This window comes from Glycomyces amatae (genome assembly GCF_020991375.1).
Taxonomy (GTDB): domain Bacteria; phylum Actinomycetota; class Actinomycetes; order Mycobacteriales; family Micromonosporaceae; genus Glycomyces; species Glycomyces amatae.
In genome coordinates this window covers 1-21,805 of the sequence record NZ_JAJLQZ010000015.1, presented here as the reverse complement: position 1 = coordinate 21,805, position 21,805 = coordinate 1, and the positions used below count along the sequence as shown (strand labels likewise).

At 71.6% G+C, this 21,805-nt stretch carries 13 protein-coding genes; 5 read left to right on the top strand and 8 right to left on the bottom strand.

Annotated features, from left to right (window positions below; all coding sequences use genetic code 11):
- Positions 1 to 15 precede the first annotated feature (15 nt).
- On the bottom strand, positions 16 to 780 hold the full coding sequence (locus LO763_RS20330; protein ID WP_369432043.1) for a GNAT family N-acetyltransferase: 765 nt from the start codon (positions 778 to 780) through the stop codon (positions 16 to 18).
- A 627-nt stretch (positions 781 to 1,407) separates the two neighbouring features.
- Here LO763_RS20330 and LO763_RS20325 point away from each other — a divergent pair.
- Positions 1,408 to 3,432 (top strand): HNH endonuclease signature motif containing protein, encoded by a 2,025-nt coding sequence (locus tag LO763_RS20325; RefSeq protein ID WP_230788027.1) that lies wholly within the window; start codon positions 1,408 to 1,410, stop codon positions 3,430 to 3,432.
- 192 nt (positions 3,433 to 3,624) lie between these two features.
- On the opposite strand, the gene LO763_RS20320 is transcribed toward LO763_RS20325, so the two are convergent.
- The 5 genes from LO763_RS20320 to LO763_RS20300 all read right to left on the bottom strand — a co-directional run bounded on the left by LO763_RS20320 (position 3,625) and on the right by LO763_RS20300 (position 12,054).
- Positions 3,625 to 5,340: a RelA/SpoT family protein gene (locus LO763_RS20320; protein WP_230788022.1), complete on the bottom strand. Its 1,716-nt coding sequence runs from the start codon at positions 5,338 to 5,340 to the stop codon at positions 3,625 to 3,627.
- A 337-nt stretch (positions 5,341 to 5,677) separates the two neighbouring features.
- Entirely contained in the window at positions 5,678 to 7,435 is a 1,758-nt protein-coding gene (locus LO763_RS20315) for a DEDD exonuclease domain-containing protein (RefSeq protein WP_230788019.1), read from the bottom strand.
- Positions 7,436 to 7,445: 10 nt separating this feature from the next.
- Positions 7,446 to 9,806: a transglutaminase TgpA family protein gene (locus LO763_RS20310; RefSeq protein ID WP_230788016.1), complete on the bottom strand. Its 2,361-nt coding sequence runs from the start codon at positions 9,804 to 9,806 to the stop codon at positions 7,446 to 7,448.
- Entirely contained in the window at positions 9,803 to 11,047 is a 1,245-nt protein-coding gene (locus LO763_RS30020) for a DUF58 domain-containing protein (protein ID WP_230788013.1), read from the bottom strand. The genes LO763_RS20310 and LO763_RS30020 overlap by 4 nt, the downstream gene beginning before the upstream one ends.
- A 2-nt stretch (positions 11,048 to 11,049) precedes the next feature.
- Positions 11,050 to 12,054: an AAA family ATPase gene (locus LO763_RS20300; protein WP_230788010.1), complete on the bottom strand. Its 1,005-nt coding sequence runs from the start codon at positions 12,052 to 12,054 to the stop codon at positions 11,050 to 11,052.
- A 294-nt stretch (positions 12,055 to 12,348) separates the two neighbouring features.
- Here LO763_RS20300 and leuS point away from each other — a divergent pair, with 294 nt between their 5' ends.
- Positions 12,349 to 15,165 carry a leucine--tRNA ligase gene (gene leuS / locus LO763_RS20295; RefSeq protein WP_304608856.1) on the top strand — a complete coding sequence of 939 codons (2,817 nt, stop codon included), beginning with the start codon at positions 12,349 to 12,351 and terminating at the stop codon, positions 15,163 to 15,165.
- A gap of 41 nt (positions 15,166 to 15,206) precedes the next feature.
- Here leuS and LO763_RS20290 read toward each other — a convergent pair whose 3' ends face one another.
- Positions 15,207 to 15,698, bottom strand: a complete 492-nt coding sequence (locus tag LO763_RS20290) for a hypothetical protein (protein ID WP_230788007.1) — start codon at positions 15,696 to 15,698, stop codon at positions 15,207 to 15,209.
- A gap of 228 nt (positions 15,699 to 15,926) precedes the next feature.
- Between LO763_RS20290 and LO763_RS20285 the strand changes: the two genes are divergently transcribed.
- A complete protein-coding gene (locus tag LO763_RS20285) occupies positions 15,927 to 17,330 on the top strand; it encodes an endo-1,4-beta-xylanase (protein WP_230788004.1) in 1,404 nt (467 codons plus the stop codon).
- A gap of 72 nt (positions 17,331 to 17,402) precedes the next feature.
- Here the strand turns inward: LO763_RS20285 and LO763_RS20280 are convergent, their stop codons facing one another.
- Positions 17,403 to 17,873, bottom strand: a complete 471-nt coding sequence (locus tag LO763_RS20280; protein ID WP_369432042.1) for a Dps family protein — start codon at positions 17,871 to 17,873, stop codon at positions 17,403 to 17,405.
- Positions 17,874 to 18,094: 221 nt separating this feature from the next.
- On the opposite strand from LO763_RS20280, the gene LO763_RS20275 reads away from it, so the two are divergent.
- Complete coding sequence (locus tag LO763_RS20275; RefSeq protein ID WP_230787998.1) at positions 18,095 to 20,392, top strand: TIM-barrel domain-containing protein; 2,298 nt, start codon at positions 18,095 to 18,097, stop codon at positions 20,390 to 20,392.
- Complete coding sequence (xylB, locus tag LO763_RS20270) at positions 20,393 to 21,781, top strand: xylulokinase (protein ID WP_230787995.1); 1,389 nt, start codon at positions 20,393 to 20,395, stop codon at positions 21,779 to 21,781.
- The last annotated feature ends 24 nt before the right edge of the window (positions 21,782 to 21,805 follow it).

The window sequence follows — 21,805 nt, the reverse complement described above, 5'->3', positions numbered from 1 at the left end:
CGGAGCTGTGGAGGTTCAGGCGTCGATGGCGTGTTCGACGAACTGGCCGCAGGCACGGAACCCCAGGCGGCGGTACACAGGCTCGCCGTCGGCCGATGCCTGCAGGACCGCGATGCCATGGTCTCGCTCGCGGGCAGCGTGAAGGGCCGCGAGCGTGATGGCTCTGCCGTAGCCGCGCCGGCGGTGGGCGGCCAGGGTGGAGATGTTGTAGACGCCGACGACTCCCGCGTGGTGGAACACCTCGGCGGAGCAGACCGGACGGTTCTCCACATAACCCACCAGGTACCGGGCCGGGCAGGTCGCGGTCAGCGCCTGGGAAGCAGCCCGGGCGAAGAAGCCACGGACGGTTTCGGCGGGTGGATTCCAGTTCGCGGCGAGGACCGTGGCGTAGTCGGCGAGCTGCTCGGGCGTGGTCACCGTTCGGATGTCCAGACCCGAGACAGAGGGAACCGGCAGGGTATCGTCCAGCTCGGCCCACATCGCCGTCTCACTCTCGGACACCGGCAGACCGGCCGCGGTCAGGCGGGTGGTGAGGTCTGTCGGGGTCGAGGCAGGTCCCACCCACCAGGAAAAGCCGCGGCCGGTGCCGGCCAGCGACCTGACAGTCTCGGAGATACGGGCCGCGGCGTCGCTGGCGGTGAAGCGGGCCGCTGCGACGATGTTGAACGTGTCGTCGTCCAGGCCGCTGTCTGCGACCAGGAGGTCATCGGTCTCCGTGACGGTCGTACCGGACATGCTCCGGTGCAGATGGCAGGCGTGTTCCGCCAGATTCCGCTCCATCCTGTCCGTCAAGTCGGCCTCATTGAGAAAGTAATCATCCATAGGGATTGATCCCAGCACGACCGGACGAAGGGCGCATGCCGTTTTAGGCCGTGTCGCGCCGGTGACCAGCACTTTCGATACACGACCTAGAGCGGGCGGCGACGGTGGGGTGCCCTTTGAACCGGGGTGGAGCGGTGGGCGTCTGGTCGCTGGGGTCGGGGTCAGAGCGGGCGGCGACGGTAGGGCGGGTGGATGCCCGGGATGGGGTGGCGGCTGTCCGGTTCGCAGAGATCGGGGTCAGAGCGGGCGGCGACGAAGGGGTGCCCCTTGGATGAGGCTGGTTCTCGAGGCGCGGGTGGGGGTGGGTCGGTGTGAGAGCGGGCAGCGACGGTGGGGTGGGCGGGTGCCCGGGGTGGGGTGGCGGGCGTCTGGCCGCGGTGGTCGGGGTGCGGGGGTGTGGTGGGGGTGTTGGTTCGTGTTGGGCCGCAGGGGGCCCTGACGAAAGTTAGGGGTGATCGGGCGGTTTTTCATACCTTCGACCGATGACAGTCCGCAGTCGTCCTGTCACACTTGATGGAGTACGGCATCACCGACAACCAGGCAAGTATTCGAGCACAGCGACACGGCAAGGGAGGCGAGTCCCCGATGAACACCACCACCACCGCGGATGCTCCCTCTCTCATCGGCACCGACCGCGCCGCCCAAGCTAGGGAACTGCGCGCCACCCTCGATACAGCGGCCGCCGGTATCAATGCCTTCCACACCCAAGTGCTCGCCGCCGTGATCGACATGAAGCAGCGGAACCTTCACCGCTCCGCTTTCGGGTTCTCGGCGCTGCGGGACTTGTTGCTGTCGCAGTTCGACTTCACGTTCAACACCGCCGGAGCGATCGCCGCGATCGCCCGCCTCTCAGGCAAGTTCCGCCTCCTCACCAAAGCAGCAGTCTCGGGGGAAGCCCGGATCGATCAGGTCGCCTACGCCGTCCGCCAACTCGACCAGACCCCCGCGATGCGCCTGTTCGCCCGCACCCCCTTCCGGGCACCCGTGACCTCCCCCTTCGACCCCGCGGTCCTCTGCGCCACGCCCGAGGCCATGGTCAGCGAGTACTGCCAGCACGCCTCCTTCACCGACCTCCAGCGGCACCTCGAGGGACTGTGGGCGACCATCGCCGAGGAATCGGAACTCTTGGATGCGCTCGGCGAGCAGTCCCTGCAGCGCCTCGACCTGGTCGAGACCGGCAACGGCATGTGGCACCTCGAAGCCGAACTCACCGCCACCACCGGCAGGCTCCTCGACAAATACCTCAAGACCGCCTGCCCACCACCCCGCCAAGACGAACAGGACGCCGACGGGGTCCTGCCCCCGCAGGCGAACCGGCACGCCGAAGCATTGCATCAGCTCCTCGCGGGCTATGGGTCCTCACCGGAGGCCGCGACCCGGCACGGGCACACCGCGACATTGAACCTGACCGTGGACATCGCGACCTTGCGCGGGGAGGACACCGGGCGGGTGCCCCTGCTGGACGGCGACCCGATCTCGCTGGCCCAGGCCCGGCTCCTGGCCTGCGAAGCCCTGGCCATCCCGAGCGTGTTCGACTACGAGTCCGGCGAAGCGGTCGAACTCGGCCGCGCCCTGCGCCTCCCGAATGCCGCTCTGCGGCGCAAGCTCGAGCTTGAACAGCCCGGAGGGTGTGTTTGGCACGGCTGCTCCCGGCCGGTCGCCTGGACCGAAGCCCACCACATCCAGCATTGGGCCGACGGCGGCCCCACCAACGCCGCGAATCTGATCCTGGTGTGCCGGTTCCACCACGGCCGCCTCCACACCGAAGGCTGGACCGTCACCAAGACCGGCCCCGGCCAGGCGGTCATCACCCACCACGACCACCAGGGTTCCGGCACCGGTGCTGGCGCGGAGGCATACGGCCGCAACGGCAACGAGCACGAGGCCGCCGGGTGTGGGTGCGCCGATTGGCGCACCGATGCCGACATGGACACCGCACACGCCGACTCCGGCTGGGACCTGTTCCCCACCGGCCTCTACCGCTCGGAATGGTCCGAGACCCTCACACCGGACCTCGACGGCCACGCCGCCATCATCGAACACCAACACGCCCGAGCCGCCATACGCGAAGCCCGCGCCAAAGCACGAGCACGCTTCACCACCGGCAGCAGTGCCGACCGCAGCGATCACAGTGAGCAGGCCCCGGCCACCAGGCCGACGCCACCGGCCGCACCGACAGCCGAAGCCGAAGCATCGTCACCAAGGGAGCCCGCCCTCGCGGAAACGGCCACAACGGCGAGGCCAGCTGCTTCACTCGGGCCGGTCGGGCTCATCGACTACGGCGAACCGCCGTTCTTACCCCGCCCCAGCAGGCGACTGCTGGGGGAAGCGAGGCCACACCACACCACCAGGCCCGCAGCCCGAACCCCCACGGGGGCCGGGCCCTCCAGCATGCCCACACTCCAAAGCCGAAACCCCGCCCCAGCCGACGATCGCCCCGTCATCGCTGCCCGCCCTGACCGCGAGTCGCCGCCACTCCGAGGCCGAAGTCCCCGCCCAGCCGACGATCGCCCTTTCGTCGCTGCCCGCTCTCACTGCGAGTCGCCGCCACTCCGAGGCCGCAGCACCCATCCCGGTAAGCGACCACCCCTTCGTCGCCGCCCTCTCTAACCGTGGACACTCGCCGACCTTGAGCCCGACGCGCCACCTCAAGGGGCGCCCACTCTGTCGTCGCTGCCGCTTTGACCGCATGCACCCGCCACCCCGAGCCCGATGCGCCGGCTTGAGCGGCACCGCTTCTTCGTCGCCGCCCGTTCGCTCCCGGATGTCTGAAGGCCGCGCCGCGGCAAGGGGCCCGGCGAGTCAGTAGCGGTCGACGGTGGTGATGAGCTTGTCGGCCAGCTCGTCCGGGTCGAGCTTCTCGCGGGCGAGCGCCAGGTACAGCGAGTCCAGGTCCGGGAAGCCCAGGGACGACGCCACGCCGTGCAGGGGCTGCTCGCCCGCCAGGCCCCGCCCGCGGGCGATGAGCGAGCGCCACAGGCGGTTCTTGCCGGCCTTGAGCTCGTCCTCGAACCGCTGCATGGGGATCACCGGCAGCTCGCCGGTCGAGTCCACGTCGTCGATCGCGCCGAACCAGTCGTTGATGTGCAGCTGCGCCTCAGGGGTCTTGGCGTGGTCGAGCCACTGCTTCGAGGGACCGTACGGCTGCTCGGTGGTGAGCACCAGCTCGATGCTGTCCCCGTCGCGCAGCGGCTGCGCCAGCGGCGCGATCTCGCCGTTGACGTACGCGGCGATGAGCCGGTGGCCCTTCGCGGGCCCCGAGCAGTAGGCCACGTCGACCGGCGTGGACGCCTTCGGCACCAGGACCTGCTCCCCGTCGCCGGTGAACACCAGGATGTCCTGGTCGGCCAGGTCGCAGCGGAGCGAGTCGAGGAACTGGCCCGAGTCGGCCACCTCGTGCTGCCAGTCCAGCAGGCGCTGGAGCCACGGCAGCTGCACCTCGACCGGGTTCGACCCGGACTGGCGCAGCCCGGCGACGATGCCGATCTCGGCGGTCTCGTGCATCTCCTTGGTGCGGATGAGGAACTCGATCTGGAGGCCGCCGGGGCCCGCCACCGCGGTGTGGATCGACTGGTACAGGTTGAACTTCTTGGCGGCGATGAGGTCGCGGAACTTGCCGCCCACGGGCTTCCAGAGCTTGTGGATCGCCCCCAGCGCCGCGTAGCAGTCGGTGGGCGGGCCGTCGACGACGACGACCAGGCGCGGCGGGTCGGCCGGGCCGGTGCCGGGGTGCTTCTCCATCTCGCGGAAGATCGAGTACGGGTGCCGGGGCCGGTCGAGCAGGCGCGCGGTGACCTTGAACTCGCGCAGCGCCCGGCGCACCTGCGGGGCGATGACCGCGACCTGGCGCCCCCGGTCGGACTCGGAGCCGAGGTGCTCCTTGATGCGCTGGAAGATCTCGGGCTCGAGCGTCTCCAGGACGATGTCCTCGAGCTCGCGCTTGATGACGTACAGGCCCAGCCGGTCGGCGAGGGGGATGAGGACGTCCTTGGTGGCCTCGGCGATGCGGATCTGGCTGGGGCGCTTCTTGAACTTGATGGTCCGCATGTTGTGCAGGCGGTCGGCCAGCTTGATGACCATGACGCGGATGTCGCGGCCGGCGGTGAGGACGAGCTTGCGGAAGGTCTCGGCCTCGGCGGCCGAGCCGAGGTGGATCTTGTCGAGCTTGGTGACGCCGTCGACCATGACGGCGATCTCGTCGCCGAAGTCGCCGCGGAGGGCCTCGAGGGAGTAGCTGGTGTCCTCGACGGTGTCGTGGAGGAGCCCGGCCGCGATGGTGGGGGTGTCGACGCCGAGGTCCGCGAGGATGGTGGCGACGGCGATGGGGTGGGTGATGTAGGGCTCGCCGGAGCGCCGGGCCTGGCCGCGGTGCATCTGCTCGGCGATCCGGTAGGCGCGGCGGACCAGGAGCATGTCGGGCTGCTCGCAGTGGGCGCGGTGCGCCGCTTCGAGCTGCGCCACCTTCCCCGCGAGGTTCCACGGGTCGTCAGGTTTGGCAGACCGAGTAGCCGAAAGCAATGCGCGCAACATGAAAGCCTCCGATGCCCAAGGTTGACCGCATTCTAGATGTACAACGATTCCCCGGAGGAATCGACACTAGACACTGTCGGATTTCGGCAGAGCCACCGCCACAGGCGGATAACAGAGCGTACCGGAACGGAGGGCGCGCCGAAAACCGCAAGCGCCGCAGATGCATGCGAGACGACTCACGTCCGGTTCACCCGGAACGCGCTTCCCGCAGGTTGAAACGGTGGGTTCCCATGGGACAGCGGAGGGTCCGGGAAGTGGTCTCACCATGTGGTAAGCCGGGCCGTGTCCGGGGGGCGCGGAGGCCCCGGCATCGAGGGGCCCGACGTCAGTAGCCGCTCTCGCGGCGCCACGGGGACGGGTCGTGGGGGACCCTCCCCTCCCACCGCCCGGGGCCGTCCAGGCGGCTCGCCCACGCCCCCTCCACGGCCACCAGCCGCACCTCCGGGCGCCCCAGCCACTCCAGGAGCAGCCGCGCCTCGGCCGCGTGCGCCGCGTCCACGGCGTCGGGCACCGGCTCGACCGCCCTCGCGGTCTCGCGCAGCCTCGCGATGTACGGCATCGGGTCCGCCCTCGGCGGCGTCCTGACCGCGCCGGCCAGGAGCCCGTGGCGGATCACCGCCACCTCCCAGCCGCCGCCCTTGGCCCTGCCCGCGGCCACGATCTCCCCGGCCGCCACGAGGCCCCTGATCCGGTGCGAGTGCACGGCCAGCGCCAGGTACGCCCCCAGCTCGTCCCGCCGCTCGGCGGCGGCCTCGAACCGCTCGGACGCCGACAGCTCCGCGAGCCGCTCGCCGACCGCCTCCGCGACCGGCGCCGGGTCCCCGTCCATCGCCCTGGCCGCCCGCTCGGCGACCGCCCCGTACTCCTCGACCGAGACGGTGTGGCGGCACGGTTCGGCGCACTTCCCGATCTCCCCGAGCACGCACGAGGGCGACAGCCGCTTGGGGGACAGGCGGGTCCGGCACGACCGGATCGGCAGGGCCGCCTCGATCGCGCTGATCGCGGCCTGCGCCTGCGTGCCCGAGGCGGGCCCCAGGCGCGGCGTCCCCGGCGCCGGGGGCTTGCGCGACACCTGGAGCCGCGGGTACGGCTCGTCGGTCAGCCGCACCCAGCTGCGGTGCTCGGGGAACTTCGCGGCCCGGTTGTACGGCGGCTTGCCGCCGGAGATGAGCCGCAGCTCGGCCACGCCCGCCTCGAGCCGGTGCGCGCACTCGACCACCTCGACCCGTTCGGCCGCGGCGAGCATGTCCCGCAGCCGGCGGCGCTGCTCGGCCGCCGAGAAGTAGCTGCGGACCCGCGTGGCCACGTTGACGGACACGCCGATGTAGAGCGCCCGGTCGTCGGCGTCGCGGAAGATGTACACGCCCGGGGTGTGCGGCAGCCCGTCCGCCAGGTGGCGCTTGCGCCGCTGGAGCTCGGAGGGGATGGCGCGGCAGAACTCGGCGAGCTCGGCGTCGGTGCCGACGCCGTGCCCGGTGGCGCGCTCGATGAGGCCGTGCAGGACCGCGACGGTGGCGCGGGCGTCGTCCAGCGCCCGGTGGTTCGGGGCCACCTCGGAGCCGAAGAGCCGCGCGAGGGTGCCGAGGCGCCGGTTGGGGACCTCGCTCTTCTCGGTGAGGCGCCTGGCGAGGACCACGGTGTCGACCACGGGCGGGCGCGGCCAGCGGGTGTCGGTGAGCTCGCAGGCGTGGCGCAGGAACCCGATGTCGAACCCGGCGTTGTGGGCGACCATGGTGGCGCCGTGCGCGAACTCCAGGAACGCGGGCAGGACCGACTCGATCCCGGGGGCGTCGGCGACCATCTCGTCGGTGATCCCCGTCAGGCGGGTGACGCGCGGGTCGATGGGCTCGCCGGGGTTGACCAGGGTCCCGAACTCGCCGATGATCTCCCCGCCCTTGACCTTGACGGCGCCGATCTCGGTGATGCCGCAGGCGTCGGCGGCCAGTCCGGTGGTCTCCAGGTCGACGACGCAGAACGTCACCTCGGACAGCGGGGTGCCGAAGCTGTCGAGCGTCGGCTGGGTGAAACCGGATCCGGGTCCGCTCTCGCCGGGCCCGCCGCCGGCCGTGCCGCTTCCGTGCATGACCGCAACCTTAAGGGCGGCCTGTGACAGACCGTTCCCTGCGGCTGTTCGAACGTCGCGGACGCCGCAGCGCCGACCGCACCCGCTGCGGGAGGCTCCGCGCCGGCCCCGCGTCCGCCTCCGCGCCGCTCCGGCCCGCGGTGAGCCTCGCGGCCAGCGAGGCGGGCCAGAGCACGGCCCGGTAGCGCACGCGCGGCTCGGCGGCCTTGTCGAGCTCGGTGTGGAGGTCGCGCACGGCGTCGGCCAGGCCCTCGACCGCGGCGCCCCTGGGGGAGTAGCGGTGGTGGGCCATCGCCGAGCCGAGCGCGGCGGCCGCCTCCCGGGCCGCGGGCGCGGCCTGCGCCAGGACCCCGGCGGCCTGTCGCGGCGTGAGCGAGGGCGACAGCGCGATCCGGTAGTCGAGGGCGAGGTCCGCGGCCTCCTCCCACGCGGTCAGGGCGCTCAGGCGCTTGGGGCCGAGCCGGGAGCGGCGGACGCCCGCCCGCCACAGGGCCGGGACGAACGGGAGCCCCAGCAGGAGCAGCAGCGCGAGCCAGGCCGGTTCGAAGCGGGTCGCGGTCCCGGCGTCGCCGCCGTCCGCCTGCGCCGTCGGGTCCGCGGTCGGGTCGGCCTCGGCCTCGGCGGAGGCGTCGGAGGGGGCGGTCGGGCCCGCGGACGGGTCCTCGGCGGGGTCGTCGGCGCCCGCGGGGGCGGTGGTCTCCTCGGCCTCGTCCACGTCGGGCTCGGTCGCCCACGGGAACCCGACCGAGCCGGGCACGCCCGAGGCCGGGGTCGGGTCGAACGGGACCCAGCCGGGGCCCTGGAAGTACACCTCGACCCACGCGTGGTAGTCGTGGCTGGTGAGGATCCACTGGTCGCCGTCGCGGGTGCCCTGGGACATGCCGATGACGACGCGGGCGGCGACGTCCGCCTCCCGCAGGATCCACGCCATCGCGGCGGCGTACTGCTGGCAGTAGCCCTCCCGGGTCTCCAGGAAGTCGAGGACCGCCTCGTCGTTGCCCGCGTCGGTGGTCTCCAGGGAGTACCGGAAGCCGTTGGCGGCCGACAGGTAGTCCAGGACGGCCAGGGCCTTCTCGTGCGTCGTGTCGGCGCCCTCGGTGGCCGCGGCGACGTAGTCGGCCATCTCGGGCACGTCGGGGTGGGCGGTGTTGGTCGCCCAGCGCTCGTCGCCGGGGTCCATGCCGAGCGCGTCCGCGAGCGCCTCGGGTTCGGGCACGGACTCGGTGTAGTCCACGCGGTAGGTGCCGACGTCGCCCATGTCGGTGCCGTCGCCGACGATGACGCCGGTGTCGCCGTCGACGCGCCAGTCGCCGTCGGCCTCGATCGCGACCGGGTCCCCGTAGACGGGCAGGACCGGCGCCTCCATGACCAGGTTCTCGATCTCGGCCTCGTACACCTGGGCGTCGGAGCCGGGCCCGTCGAGGTCCGCGACGTCCGCGCCGCCCTCGTACTCGTTGGGTCCGAAGCCGTCGTTGGTGAGCTCGTCGAGGACGTGCATGCGCAGGTAGCGCGGGCTCTCGTCGGTGGTGGTGACCCGCAGGACGTCCACCTCCTGGGGCCGGTTCAGCGAACCGGACAGCTGCGCCCACGGGTTGACGTCGCCGAGGGAGTAGTTCTCGCCGCTGGAGAAGCCCTCGGCGACGTTGTCGATGAGCCCGGAGGTGTTGGTGGGCACCACCGCCAGCACCGCGAGGGTCACGGCGATGAACCCGGCCGCCGACCAGCGCGCGGTGCGCGCCAGCGGCGACGGGAAGCCCTGGCCGACCAGGTGCCCGGCGCCGGTGAAGCGGTGCCCGAACGCCGAGACCCGCCGCAGGTTGTCGTCGGCGAGGATCCACAGGTAGGCGACCGCGGGGAGGATGAACCAGAACCAGGCGGTCGCGTCGGGCGCGACCGAGACCGGCACGAGGTACATCGTCAGGAGCGTGAGCCCGGCGAGGGCCGGGGTGCGCAGGCCGACGACGAACATGTCGTGGAGGACCGCGACGACGCCCACGCCCAGCAGCGTCAGGAACAGGATGCCGCCCTCGGCCGGGACCGGCGGGGCGTTCACGATGATCGCCTGGACGCCCTCGCCCGCCAGCTCGCCCCAGTGGGAGAACGTGGCCGGGGTCGGGACGATGAGCGCGATCGCGGTGCCGCCGTTGAACCCGGCCGTCAGGACCACGACGAGCGCCCCGGCCATGGCGAGGGTCTGGAGGCCCTGCCCGCGCCCGGCGGCGCGCATGAGCGACCCCGCCACGGCCACCGCGGTGATCGTCAGGAGTACCGGGACCGTCCAGCCCAGGCCCTCGAAGACGCCGATGAGCGGCGTCAGGGTCAGCGCCAGGGTCGCGGCGGCGACCAGGGTGGCGTGCCGCTGTCCGTTCATGCCAGCGTCCTCCACGCGCCCAGGCGGTTCCACACCCGGCGCAGCTCGGTCCCGGCCACGACCGGGATCACCTGCCAGCCCGCGTTCGCCAGCGCGGTCACGGCGGCGCCGTGCTGCTGCGCGAATGCCTGCTCGCGGGGGTCGGTCCGGGTGGTGTCGGCCCTGGGTATCCACCGGACCGGGTCGACGACCAGGGCGGTGCAGTGCCCGCCGCGCTTGGCGAGCCGTCCCAGGACCGACGCCTCCTCGGGGGTCAGGTGCCCCAGGAACGCCACGACCCCCGAGACCGACCGGGCCCGCTGCGCCTTCTCGACCATGAGCCCGACCGGCGCCTCCGGGGCCGCGGCCACGGTCGCCAGGTACCGCATGGCCTGGCCGTAGTCGCCCTGGCGGCACTCGAAGTCCTGATGGGCGGTGATGAGCCACGGGTCGATGCCGTCGCGCGCGAGCCGCACCGTCGCCGAGGCGGCCGCGTCCACCATCCACTCGAAGCTCGACAGCTCCCCGCGGTGGGCGCCGCGGCGCACGTCCAGCAGGATCGCCGCGTTGTTCTCCCACGGCTGCTCCTCGCGGCGGACCATGAGCTGGCCGCGGTGGGCGCTGGCCTTCCAGTGGACGCGGCGCATGTCGTCGCCGTGCCGGTACTCGCGGACGGCGATGTCGTCGTTGCCGGTGATCGCGACCGTGTGCGCGGCCGACTCGCCCGAGGACATCCCGGCCCCGCCCGGCAGCAGCAGGCTCGGCAGCGGCTGGATGCGCGGGGTCACGATCAGCTCGGTCGTCACCGGGAACTCCTGCACCGAGACCGCGAGCCCGAACGGGTCGGCGGTGCGCACCGTCAGCGGCCCCAGCTCGTAGGCGCCGCGCGTGCCCGGCGTGATCGTGTAGTTGACGACGCTGCGCGCGCCCGGCGCGAGCTTCTCGAGCACCAGCCGCGGCCGGTTGCCCAGCCGGTAGGGGATGCGGTCCTCCAGCATCAGCGCCGGCGGGCGCCGCCGCCCGGTGTTCTGGATGCCCAGGCGCACCTGCGTGGCCTGGCCCGCCTCGACCTGCGCGGGGTTGAGCACCCGGTTCGACTCCAGCGAGGGCCGCGTCCACCGCAGCAGCACCAGCCCGCCCAGGGGCGCGATCAGCGCCAGCATCGCGGCCCGCAGCAGGTCGCCCTCGCCGACCGCCAGCGCGGTGAGCCCGACCGCGACGCTCACCGCCAGCAGGGTCTTGCCGCGCCCGGTGAGCTCCACGCCTAGAACCTCCCCGGGTGGGACACCACCGGGACGTGTCTGAGGATGTCGGAGACGATCGCCTTCGTGTCGCCCCCGCCCATGGTGGTCTCCGTGGTGGGGATGAGCCGGTGCGCGAGCACCGGCACGGCCAGCTGCTGCACGTCGTCGGGGAGCGCGAAGTCGCGCCCGTCCATCGCCGCCAGCACCTGCGTGCACCGCAGCAGCTGGAGCGTGGCGCGCGGGCTCGCGCCCAGGCGCACCTGCGCGTTCGTGCGCGTCGCGGCCACCAGGTCGACGACGTACCGCTTCAGCTCGGGCGCCAGGTGCACCGCGCGGGCGGCGGCGATCATCCGCACGATCATGTCCGCGTCGGCCACCGGCCGCAGCGCGTCGAGCGGGTTGTACTCCTCGCGCCGGTCCAGGAGCGCCAGCTCGGCGCCGACGTCCGGGTAGCCGATCGCCAGGCGCGCGGCGAAGCGGTCGCGCTGCGCCTCGGGGAGCGGGTAGGTCCCCTCCATCTCCACCGGGTTCTGCGTGGCGATGACCATGAACGGGCTGCGCAGCTTGTACGTGTTCCCGTCGACGGTGACCTGCCGCTCCTCCATGCACTCCAGCAGCGCCGACTGCGTCTTGGGACTGGCGCGGTTGATCTCGTCGCCGAGGATGAGGTTCCCGAAGATCGCCCCGGGCTTGAACACGAAGTCGCGCTTCTCGGGGTCGAAGATGCTCACGCCCGTCACGTCCGACGGCAGCAGGTCCGGGGTGAACTGGATGCGGCGCACCGAGCAGTCCACCGAGCGCGCCAGCGCCTTCGCCAGCTGCGTCTTGCCGACCCCGGGCACGTCCTCGAGCAGCAGGTGCCCCTCGGCGAGCATGACGGCGAGCGCGAGCTTGATCGTGTGGGACTTGCCCTCGATCACCCACTCGACGTTCGTCAAGATGCCCTCGGCCGTCGCCTTGAACTCCTGCGGGGAGAGCGGCGTCGGACCCTGCGGCGGCTGCGCTGGGGACGACTCGAAGGTCAATGGTCCTCCCGGGAAGAGCTTCTGAGGTGAGAATCGAGCCGTGACAGCGCATGCGCCGTAACGGTCGCCTGTCCGCCCATCCTACTCGGGCGCGCCCGGCGCTCATGTCCCCCGCCACCGGGGCCGCCCTGGGCTACACTGGTCCCATGTACCGGCGTTCCGCGCTCCTTACCTAGCCGTGCTGCATCCGACCAGCACGGCAGCCCCTGCATGTCAGGGGTTTTTTGCTGTCTAGGGTCGTACCAGCGCACGCCGCCCGAACCCAGAGCCGCCACCAGGACCACAGGACGAGTCATGACCGAACCCGCACACCGCTACGACGCCAAGCTGGCCAACGAGATCGAGCCGCGCTGGCAGGACCGCTGGGAGGCCGAGCGGACCTTCCGCGCCCCCAACCCGGCCGGGAGCCTGGCCGAACCCGACCATCCGCGGGCCGGGGCGCCCAAGAAGTTCGTGATGGACATGTTCCCCTACCCCTCGGGGGCGGGGCTGCACGTGGGCCACCCGCTGGGCTACATCGCGACCGACGTCTACTCGCGCTACCTGCGCATGGCCGGGTACAACGTGCTGCACCCGATGGGCTTCGACGCGTTCGGCCTGCCGACCGAGCAGTACGCGGTCGCGACCGGGCGCCAGCCGGCCGAGATCACCGCGGAGAACATCGGCCGCTACAAGCAGCAGCTGCGCGTCCTGGGCATGGGGTACGACACCCGCCGCGAGTTCGCGACCACCGACCCCGCGTTCTTCAAGTGGACGCAGTGGATCTTCCTGCAGATCTTCAACTCCTGGTACGACACCGAGGCGGACCGGGCCCGCCCGATCGGCGAGCTGATCGCCGCGTTCGAGTCCGGTGAGCGCGCGACCCCCGACGGCCGCCCGTGGGCCGAGCTGAGCGACGTCGAGCGCCGCCGCATCGTCGACGGCCGCCGCCTGGCCTACGTCACCGAGGCCCCGGTCAACTGGTGCCCCGGCCTGGGCACGGTGCTGTCGAACGAGGAGGTCACCGCCGAGGGCCGCTCCGAGCGCGGCAACTTCCCGGTCTACACGCGCACGCTGAAGCAGTGGATGCTGCGCATCACCGCGTACGCCGACCGGCTGCTGTCGGACCTGGACGGCCTGGACTGGTTCGAGTCGCTGAAGACCATGCAGCGCAACTGGATCGGCAAGTCCACCGGTGCGTACGCCGACTTCGCGACCTACGCGGGGGACATCCGGGTCTTCACCACCCGGCCCGACACGCTGTTCGGCGCCACCTACATGGTCCTGGCCCCCGAGCACGAGCTGGTCGACGCCCTGACCGCCGAGACCTGGCCGGTCGGCGCCCCCGAGGCCTGGACCGGCGGGCACGCCACGCCGGCCGAGGCCGTCACCGCCTACCGCCGCCAGGCCGCCGCCAAGACCGACGTGGAGCGCCAGGCCGACGCCAAGGAGAAGACCGGCGTCTTCACCGGCGGCTACGCGACCAACCCCGTCAACGGCGAGTCGGTCCCGGTGTTCATCGCCGACTACGTCCTGGCCGGGTACGGGACCGGCGCGATCATGGCCGTCCCCGCCCACGACGAGCGCGACTTCGCGTTCGCCAAGGCCTTCGGCATCCCGGTCCGCCAGGTCGTCGCCGGCGAGGGCGAATGGGACGGCGAGGCCGCCTACACCGACAACGTCAACGGCACCGCCGTCAACTCCGGCTTCCTGGACGGCCTGAAGGTCCCCGAGGCGAAGGAGCGCATCACCGCCTGGCTGGTCGAGCACGGCCGCGGCGAGGGCGCGACCACGTTCCGCCTGCGCGACTGGCTGTTCAGCCGCCAGCGCTACTGGGGCGAGCCGTTCCCGATCGTCTACGACGAGACCGGCCTGCCGGTGGCCCTGCCCGAGTCGCACCTGCCGGTCGAGCTGCCGCACATGGACGACTTCTCGCCCAAGACCTTCGACCCCGAGGACGCCGACACCGCCCCCGAGCCGCCCCTGGGCCGCGCGAAGGACTGGGTCGAGGTCGAGCTGGACCTGGGGGACGGGCCGAAGACCTACCGCCGCGAGGTCAACACCATGCCCAACTGGGCCGGGTCCTCCTGGTACGAGCTGCGCTACGCCGACCCGCTGTCGCAGGACCGCATCGTCGACCCCGAGAACGAGGCCTACTGGATGGGTCCGGACGGCCCGGAGGACGTCGGCGGCGTCGACCTGTACATCGGCGGCGTCGAGCACGCCGTCCTGCACCTGCTGTACGCCCGCTTCTGGCAGAAGGTCCTGTTCGACCTGGGCCACGTCTCCAGCCGCGAGCCGTTCCGCCGCCTGTTCAACCAGGGCTACATCCAGGCCTACGCCTACACCGACGACCGGGGCGTGTACGTCCCGGCCGAGGAGGTCGAGGAGCGCGACGGCGCCTACTACCACCAGGGGAAGCGGGTCGAGCGCGAGTACGGGAAGATCGGCAAGTCGCTGAAGAACGTCGTCACCCCCGACGGCATCTGCGCGGAGTACGGCGCCGACACCTTCCGCGTCTACGAGATGTCGATGGGCCCTCTGGCCGAGTCCAAGCCCTGGGACACCCGCGCCATCGTCGGCTCGCAGCGGTTCCTGCAGCGGCTGTGGCGCAACATCGTCGACGAGGAGACCGGCGAGGTCACCGTGTCCGACGCCGAGCCCTCGGCCGAGACGCTGCGCGAGATCCACAAGACCGTCGCCGGGGTCCGCGAGGACTACGAGCACCTGCGCATGAACACCGCCGTCGCGAAGCTGATCACGCTGAACAACCACGTGACCGGCCTGCACCCGGTGCCGCGGCAGGCAGCCGAGGCCCTGGTGGCCATGGTCGCGCCGGTCGCCCCGCACATCGCCGAGGAGCTGTGGGCGCGCCTGGGCCACGAGGACGGGATCGCCTATGTGGACTTCCCGGTCGCCGACGAGCGGCACCTGGTCGAGGACACCGTGACCTACCCGGTCCAGATCAACGGGAAGGTCCGCGGCCGCATCGAGATCGGCGCCGACGCCGGCGAGGAGGCCGTGAAGGCCGCCGCGCTGGCCGAGGAGAAGGTCGCCGCGAACCTGGCCGGCAAGGACGTCAAGAAGGTCATCGTGGTCGCCGGCAAGATGGTCTCCATCGTCGCCAAGTAACCGAACCGTCGAGGGCGGGCCCGGTCCGGGCCCGCCCTTCGTCATTCCTCGGGCCAGCGGCCGCCCTTGTACGTGTAGGCCGCGGCCTCTTCGCCGTGCAGCAGGTGGAGCAGGGCGAGGCAGAGGGCCAGGGCGCCGCAGACCGAGGCGAGGAGCCCGCCGGCGAAGCCGGAGTCGATCACCAGGGGCACGACGGTGAAGCCGATCGCGATGGGGACGTAGTAGAAGCACAGCACCACGCACACTGCGACCGCGGTGGTCCTCGCCCAGTCCCGGCGCGCGGCGATGCACACCGCCGCGGCCGCGCACGCGGCCGCGGCGACGACCGTGCATATCAGGTGGAGGACCGCCAGCGCCGGCCACGCGTCGAGCGCCGGCCACGCCTGGGACGGTGGCGGTGCGACGCCGTAGTCCAGGATCGCGCGGGCCTGGAGGACCAGGGACAGGACGTTGCAGCCGAGCAGCGGGAGCGCGGTGGCGACCTGCCAGGGGATCGGGTGGTGGTAGACGGGTTTCGTCCGCAGGGGTTCCATCTCCACACGGTACCAATTTATCGTCATTCTGACGAGTACTATTCTCGTCGTAATGACGATTATCTCGACCGGCGCGCTGCCGCCTCCGTTGCGGGGCAGTATTGACCAACATCTATGTACCCGCTAGGCTGGCGTCATCCCGCTGGGAGCGCTCCGCTCCAGCGCGGCCCATCTGTTTCTGAACAGCCTCGTTCCCTCACGGCGCGGCACCACCCTGAGGAGCTTTCCGTGCTGCTTACACGCAAACGCCGCCGAGCCGTGATCGCGGGGGTCGTCACCGTCGCGACCGCCGCGCTCGGCATCGGCCTCTCCACCCAGTTCGCCAGCGCCCAGACGACCCTGCGCGGCGCCGCCGACGAGCTCGGCATCGACATCGGCGTCGCCGTCAACGACAGCCTGCTCCAGAACAACCAGGCCTACCGCGACCTGATCGCCCGGGAGTTCAACTCGGTGACCGCCGAGAACGGCATGAAGATGGAGTCGGTCCAGCCGTCCCAGGGCAGCTTCAACTTCTCGCAGGGCGACCGGCTGGTCGCCTTCGCCCAGCAGAACGACATGACCGTCCACGGCCACACCCTCGTCTGGCACAACCAGAGCCCCGGCTGGATCCAGAACCTCTCCGGCACCGCGATGCGGCAGGCGATGGAGAACCACATCACGACCACGATGAACCACTGGGAGGGCGACGTCGCCACCTGGGACGTCGTCAACGAGGTCGTCAGCGACTCGAACGGCCAGATGCGCGACTCGTTCTGGCTGCGCGCCATGGGCGAGGACTACATCCAGTGGGCCTTCGAGGCCGCGCGGGCGGCCGACCCGGGCGCCGACCTCTACATGAACGACTACTCGATCGACGGCATCAACGCCAAGTCCGACCGGTACTACCAGATGGCGCAGGAGCTGGTCGCCCAGGACCTGCTCGACGGGATGGGCTTCCAGGCCCACCTGATCCTCGGCCAGGTGCCCGGCAACATGGAGCAGAACCTCCAGCGCTTCGTCGACCTCGGCCTGAAGGTCCGCATCACCGAGCTGGACATCCGCATCGAGATGCCCGCCACGCAGCAGGAGCTGGAGCAGCAGGCCCAGGACTTCCAGCGCGTGACCGAGATCTGCGCGGGCCTCGCCGACTGCTCGGGCGTCACCGTCTGGGGCGTGCGCGACGGCGACTCGTGGGTTCCGGGCGTCTTCCCCGGCTACGGCGCCCCGCTGCTGTTCAACGACAGCAACCAGCCCAAGCCCGCCTACTACGGCGCCCTGGAGGGCCTCGGCGGCGACGGCTCGGAGGAGCCGCCCACCACCGAGGAGCCCACCACCACCCCGCCGCCCACGGGCGACGGCGACTGCACCGCCGAGATCGACGTCGTCAACGACTGGGGCTCGGGCTGGCAGGGCAACGTGCTCATCACCGCCGACAGCGGCGCGGTGAACGGCTGGACGCTCAACTGGACCTGGCCGTCCGGGCAGTCGATCACCAGCTCGTGGAACGCGCAGGTCAGCTCCAGCGGCTCGTCGGTGACGGCCAGCGACGTGGGCTGGAACGCGAACATCGCGGCCGGGCAGACGGTGAACGCCTGGGGCTTCGTCGGCTCCGGCTCCAGCGCCTCGCCGCAGGTCACCTGCACCGCCGCATAGAGACTCCACTCTTCGCAGAAAGAGGCCGGGGCCGGAACGCGTCAGCGTTCCGGCCCCGGCCGCGAGGACCCGTCAGCCGAGCTCGGCCTGGAACATCCAGCTCTGCTTCTCCAGCTCGGCGGTGACGCCGATGAGCAGGTCCTGGGTGACCGGGTCGGCCGACTCGGTGGCCGAGATGCGCTCGCGCATGTTCGCGATGACGGCGGTGTAGGCGTCGATCATGAGCGACACGACCTCGGTGTCGGAGATGGTGCCGTCGTGGATCTTGGGGACCGAGGAGTGCTCCGCGACCGTGGCGGCGCGCCCGTCGGCGCTCACGCCGATCGCTATGGCGCGCTCGGCGACGAGGTCGGTCGCGTTGCGGGCCGACAGGACGATCTCGTCGAGCTGGAGGTGGAGGGAGCGGAAGTTCTTGCCGTAGACGTTCCAGTGCGCCTGCTTGCCGACCAGGGACAGGTCGATGAGGTCTACCAGCGCGCCTTGGAGGGCCTTGGCGGTGGTGTCGCGGTTCTCGTCGGTAAGGCTGGAGCGGACGGTCGACATCTCGGTACCTCGCATGCAATTTCCGGCAGTGGACAGGACAAGGGTAGTCTTCCCCGGCCCGCGGCGAGCGAAACTCGGGCACTCCCGCAGCCCACCGGACGCGATGCGGAGCGTCACCGGCCCCGGTCGCAATTTGTTGGATTAGTCGATAAACTAATGAGCGTCGTGCCGCCTCAGGCCCGTATGACCCCGTCCGCACCCTGAACAGGCAGGAGCAACGAATGCCTTACCGCCCGCCGCTGGTCGCCCGTGAATTCTTCGTCGCCGACCCCCCGGAGCTGCCCCAGCGCGCCCCGGGCGAGCAGGGCCTGTCGGCCGTCGCGCGCGCCGAGGTCGTCGAGACCGGCCCCGCCTCCGTCCTGCTCAAGGCCGTCACGACCGCCGACGAGGTGCTCTACGTGGGCCTCGACGCCGTCGCCGAGGGCGTCGTCCGCGCCCGCCTCTCTGCCGACCCGGCCGCCCGCCCGGTCGTCGAGCGGGCCCTCCCGCTGGTCCACGCCGGCGTCTTCGACGGCGCCAAGGTCGCGGTCGAGGACGGCACCGTGACCGTCGACGCCGGCGCCGTCCGCGCCGTCGCCCACCTCGAATCCTGGTCCCTGCGGTACACCGACGCCGAGGGCCGCACCCTCGTGGCCCAGAACCCCGGCGAGCAGGACATCTCCGGGCGCCTGCGCACCCTCCCCTTCGGCCGCTCCATCGTCGAGGGGCGGCCCGTGGCCTACCACGAGTCCTTCACGGCCGCGCCCGACGAGGCCTTCGCCGGCTTCGGCGAGCGCTTCGCGCCGCTGAACGCGCGCGGCCAGCGCCCCCTCATGTGGAACTTCGACGCCTTCGGCTCGGAGTCCATCCGCGCCTACAAGAACGTCCCGATCTACGTCTCCGACCGCGGCTACGGCGTCCTCGTCAACTCCGGCGCGCCCGTCGAGTTCGACATGGCCCAGCAGACCCACGCCGCCGTCGAGTTCCTCGTGCCCGACGACGTCCTCGAGTACTTCGTGCTCGGCGGCACCCCCGTCGAGGTCCTCGACCGCTTCGACGGCCTCACCTCCCGCCCCTCGCTGCCCCCCAAGTGGGCCTTCGGCACCTGGATCTCCTCGGGCTTCTTCGTCGACTCCGAGGAGCGGGTCATGCAGCGGGCCGAGAAGATCCGCGAGCGCGGCATCCCCTGCGACGTGCTCCACCTCGACACGTTCTGGCAGCGCGAGCCGCACTGGTCCGACATGCAGTGGGACGACGAGAACTTCCCGGACCCGGAGCGGATGCTCGCCGACCTGGCCGAGCAGGGCTTCAAGGTCTGCCTGTGGATGAACTCCTACATCTCGGCCAAGTCGCCGGTCTTCACCGAGGGCGACGAGCGCGGCTACTTCCTCAAGAACGCCAAGGGCGAGACCTACGTCGCCGACGTCTGGAACGGCTCGCACGAGCCGAGCGGCATCGTCGACTTCACCAACCCCGACGCCACCGCGTGGTGGAAGGACCTGCTGCGCGGGCCCCTCCGCGCCGGCGCGGCCCTGTACAAGACCGACTTCGCCGAGGGCGTCCCCGCCGACGCGGTCGCGCACAACGGCATGACCGGCACCGAGCTGCACAACGTCTACACCCTCATGTACAACGACGCGGTCTGCGAGGTGACCCGCGAGGTCAACGGCCACGAGCTCGTCTGGGCCCGCTCCTCGTACCTCGGCGGCCAGCGCCACTCCGCCCAGTGGTCCGGCGACGTCCAGACCACCTGGGCGGGCCTGGGCGGCACCATCCGCGGCGGCCTCTCGCACGGCCTGTCGGGCGTCCCGTTCTGGTCGCACGACACCGGCGGCTTCAACGGCCGGCCCACCGACGACCTCTACATCCGCTGGGCCCAGTTCGGCGCCCTCTCGCCGCTCCTGCGCTACCACGGCACCACCACCCGCGAGCTGTGGGAGTTCTCCGAGGAGGCCGAGCGCCTCGCGGTCGAGTCCCTGAAGCTGCGCTACTCGCTCATGCCGTACCTGTACTCGGCGGCGGTCCGCGCCTCGCGCACCGGCGAGCCGGTGCTGCGCGCGCTCAACGTCGACGACCCGGCCGACCCGGTCTCGTGGACGGCCGACCAGGAGTACCGCCTCGGCACCGACCTGCTCGTGGCCCCGGTCAACGACCCGTCGGGGGAGCGCAGGGTCTACCTCCCCGCGGGCCGGTGGATCGACTTCTGGACCAAGGAGGTCCACGAGGGCGGGCGCTACATCGACACCAGGCACGACCTGGAGACCTTCCCGGTCTTCGTGCGCTACGGCGCGATCGTCCCGCGCGTCGAGCCGGGCGCGACCGTCGGCGACGGGCCCTTCGAGGGCATCACCCTCGAGGTGTGGGGCGCGCCGACCGAGGGGATCACCGTCTCCGACGTCGACGGCGACACCGCCGTCACCGTTGAAAAAGTTTCTGAAACTTCGGTGACCCTGGTTTCCACCGGCCCCGCCGACATCGCTAATGTGAGCGTCATCGATGTTGCGGGCAAGCCCGCGAAAGTGGAGCTGGAGCGTAAGTAGATGACGTTGGTGGCCGGAGTCGACTCCTCGACGCAGTCGACGAAAGTGTTGTTGGTCGATGCCGAGACCGGCGAGATCGTCGACTCCGGTCGCGCCTCCCACCCGGACGGGACCGAATGCCCGCCCGAGGCCTGGTGGGAGGCCCTCCAAGAGGCCGGCAAGGGCCTCCTGGAACGCGCCGAGGCCGTCGCCGTCGCCGGCCAGCAGCACGGCATGGTCGCCCTCGACGACCACGACGAGGTCGTCCGCCCCGCCCTCCTGTGGAACGACACCCGCTCGGCCCCGCAGGCCGAGCGGCTCACCGCCGAGAGCGGCGCCGAGGCCTGGGCCGCCGACACCGGCCTCGTCCTCGCCGCGTCCTTCACGGCCACCAAGCTCGCCTGGCTCGCCGAGCACGAGCCCGAGAACGCCGCCAGGACCGCCTCGGTCATGCTCCCGCACGACTGGCTCTCCATGAAGCTCCGCGGCGCCACCGCCGCCGAGGCCGCCACGGACCGCTCCGACGCCTCCGGCACCGGCTACTGGTCCCCGCACACCGACGCCTACCTGCCCGAGCGCCTCGTCCAGGCCTTCGGCCGCGAACTCGCGCTCCCGCGCGTCGCCGCCCCGAACGAGGTCGTCGGCCGCACCCCCTGGGGCGCCGCGGTGGCCCCCGGCACCGGCGACAACGCCGGCGCCGCCCTCGGCCTGGGCCTCGGACCCGGCGACGTCGCCGTCTCCCTCGGCACCTCCGGCACCGTCTTCGGCGTCTCCGACGTCCCCGCGAACGACCCCTCCGGGCTCGTCGCCGGGTTCGCCGACGCCACCGGCCGGTTCCTGCCGCTGGTCTGCACGCTCAACGCCGCCCGCGTCCTCGACACGTTCCGTACGCTCCTCGGTGTGGACCACGCCGAGTTCGACGCGCTCGCGCTCGCCGCCGCGCCAGGGGCCGGGGGCCTCACCCTCCTGCCCTACCTCGACGGCGAACGCACCCCCGCCCGGCCGAACGCCACCGGCGTCCTCGCCGGGATCACCACCGGCGCCACCCGCGCCGACCTCGCCCGCGCCGCCGTCGAAGGGATGCTCTCGGCCCAGGCCGACGGCCTCGCCGCGATGGCCGCCCAAGGGCTCGAGGCCAAGCGCGTCCTCCTGATCGGCGGCGCCGCCGCCTCCGAAGCCGTCCGCCGGATCGCACCCGCCGTGTTCGGCGTCGACGTGGAAGTCCCCCCGTCGGCCGAGTACGTGGCCCTCGGCGCCGCCAAGCAGGCGGCCTGGGCCCTGTCCGGCCGACCGAACCCGCCCCAGTGGGAGAACGGCGACACCGAGCGGCTCCACGGCAGCGCCGCAACGGTGTCCGAGCAATATTCGACGCTGCGGGACGAGACCTCGTCCTGGGCTTCGCATCGTTAACGGCGCAGAGAGTAAAGGACTGAT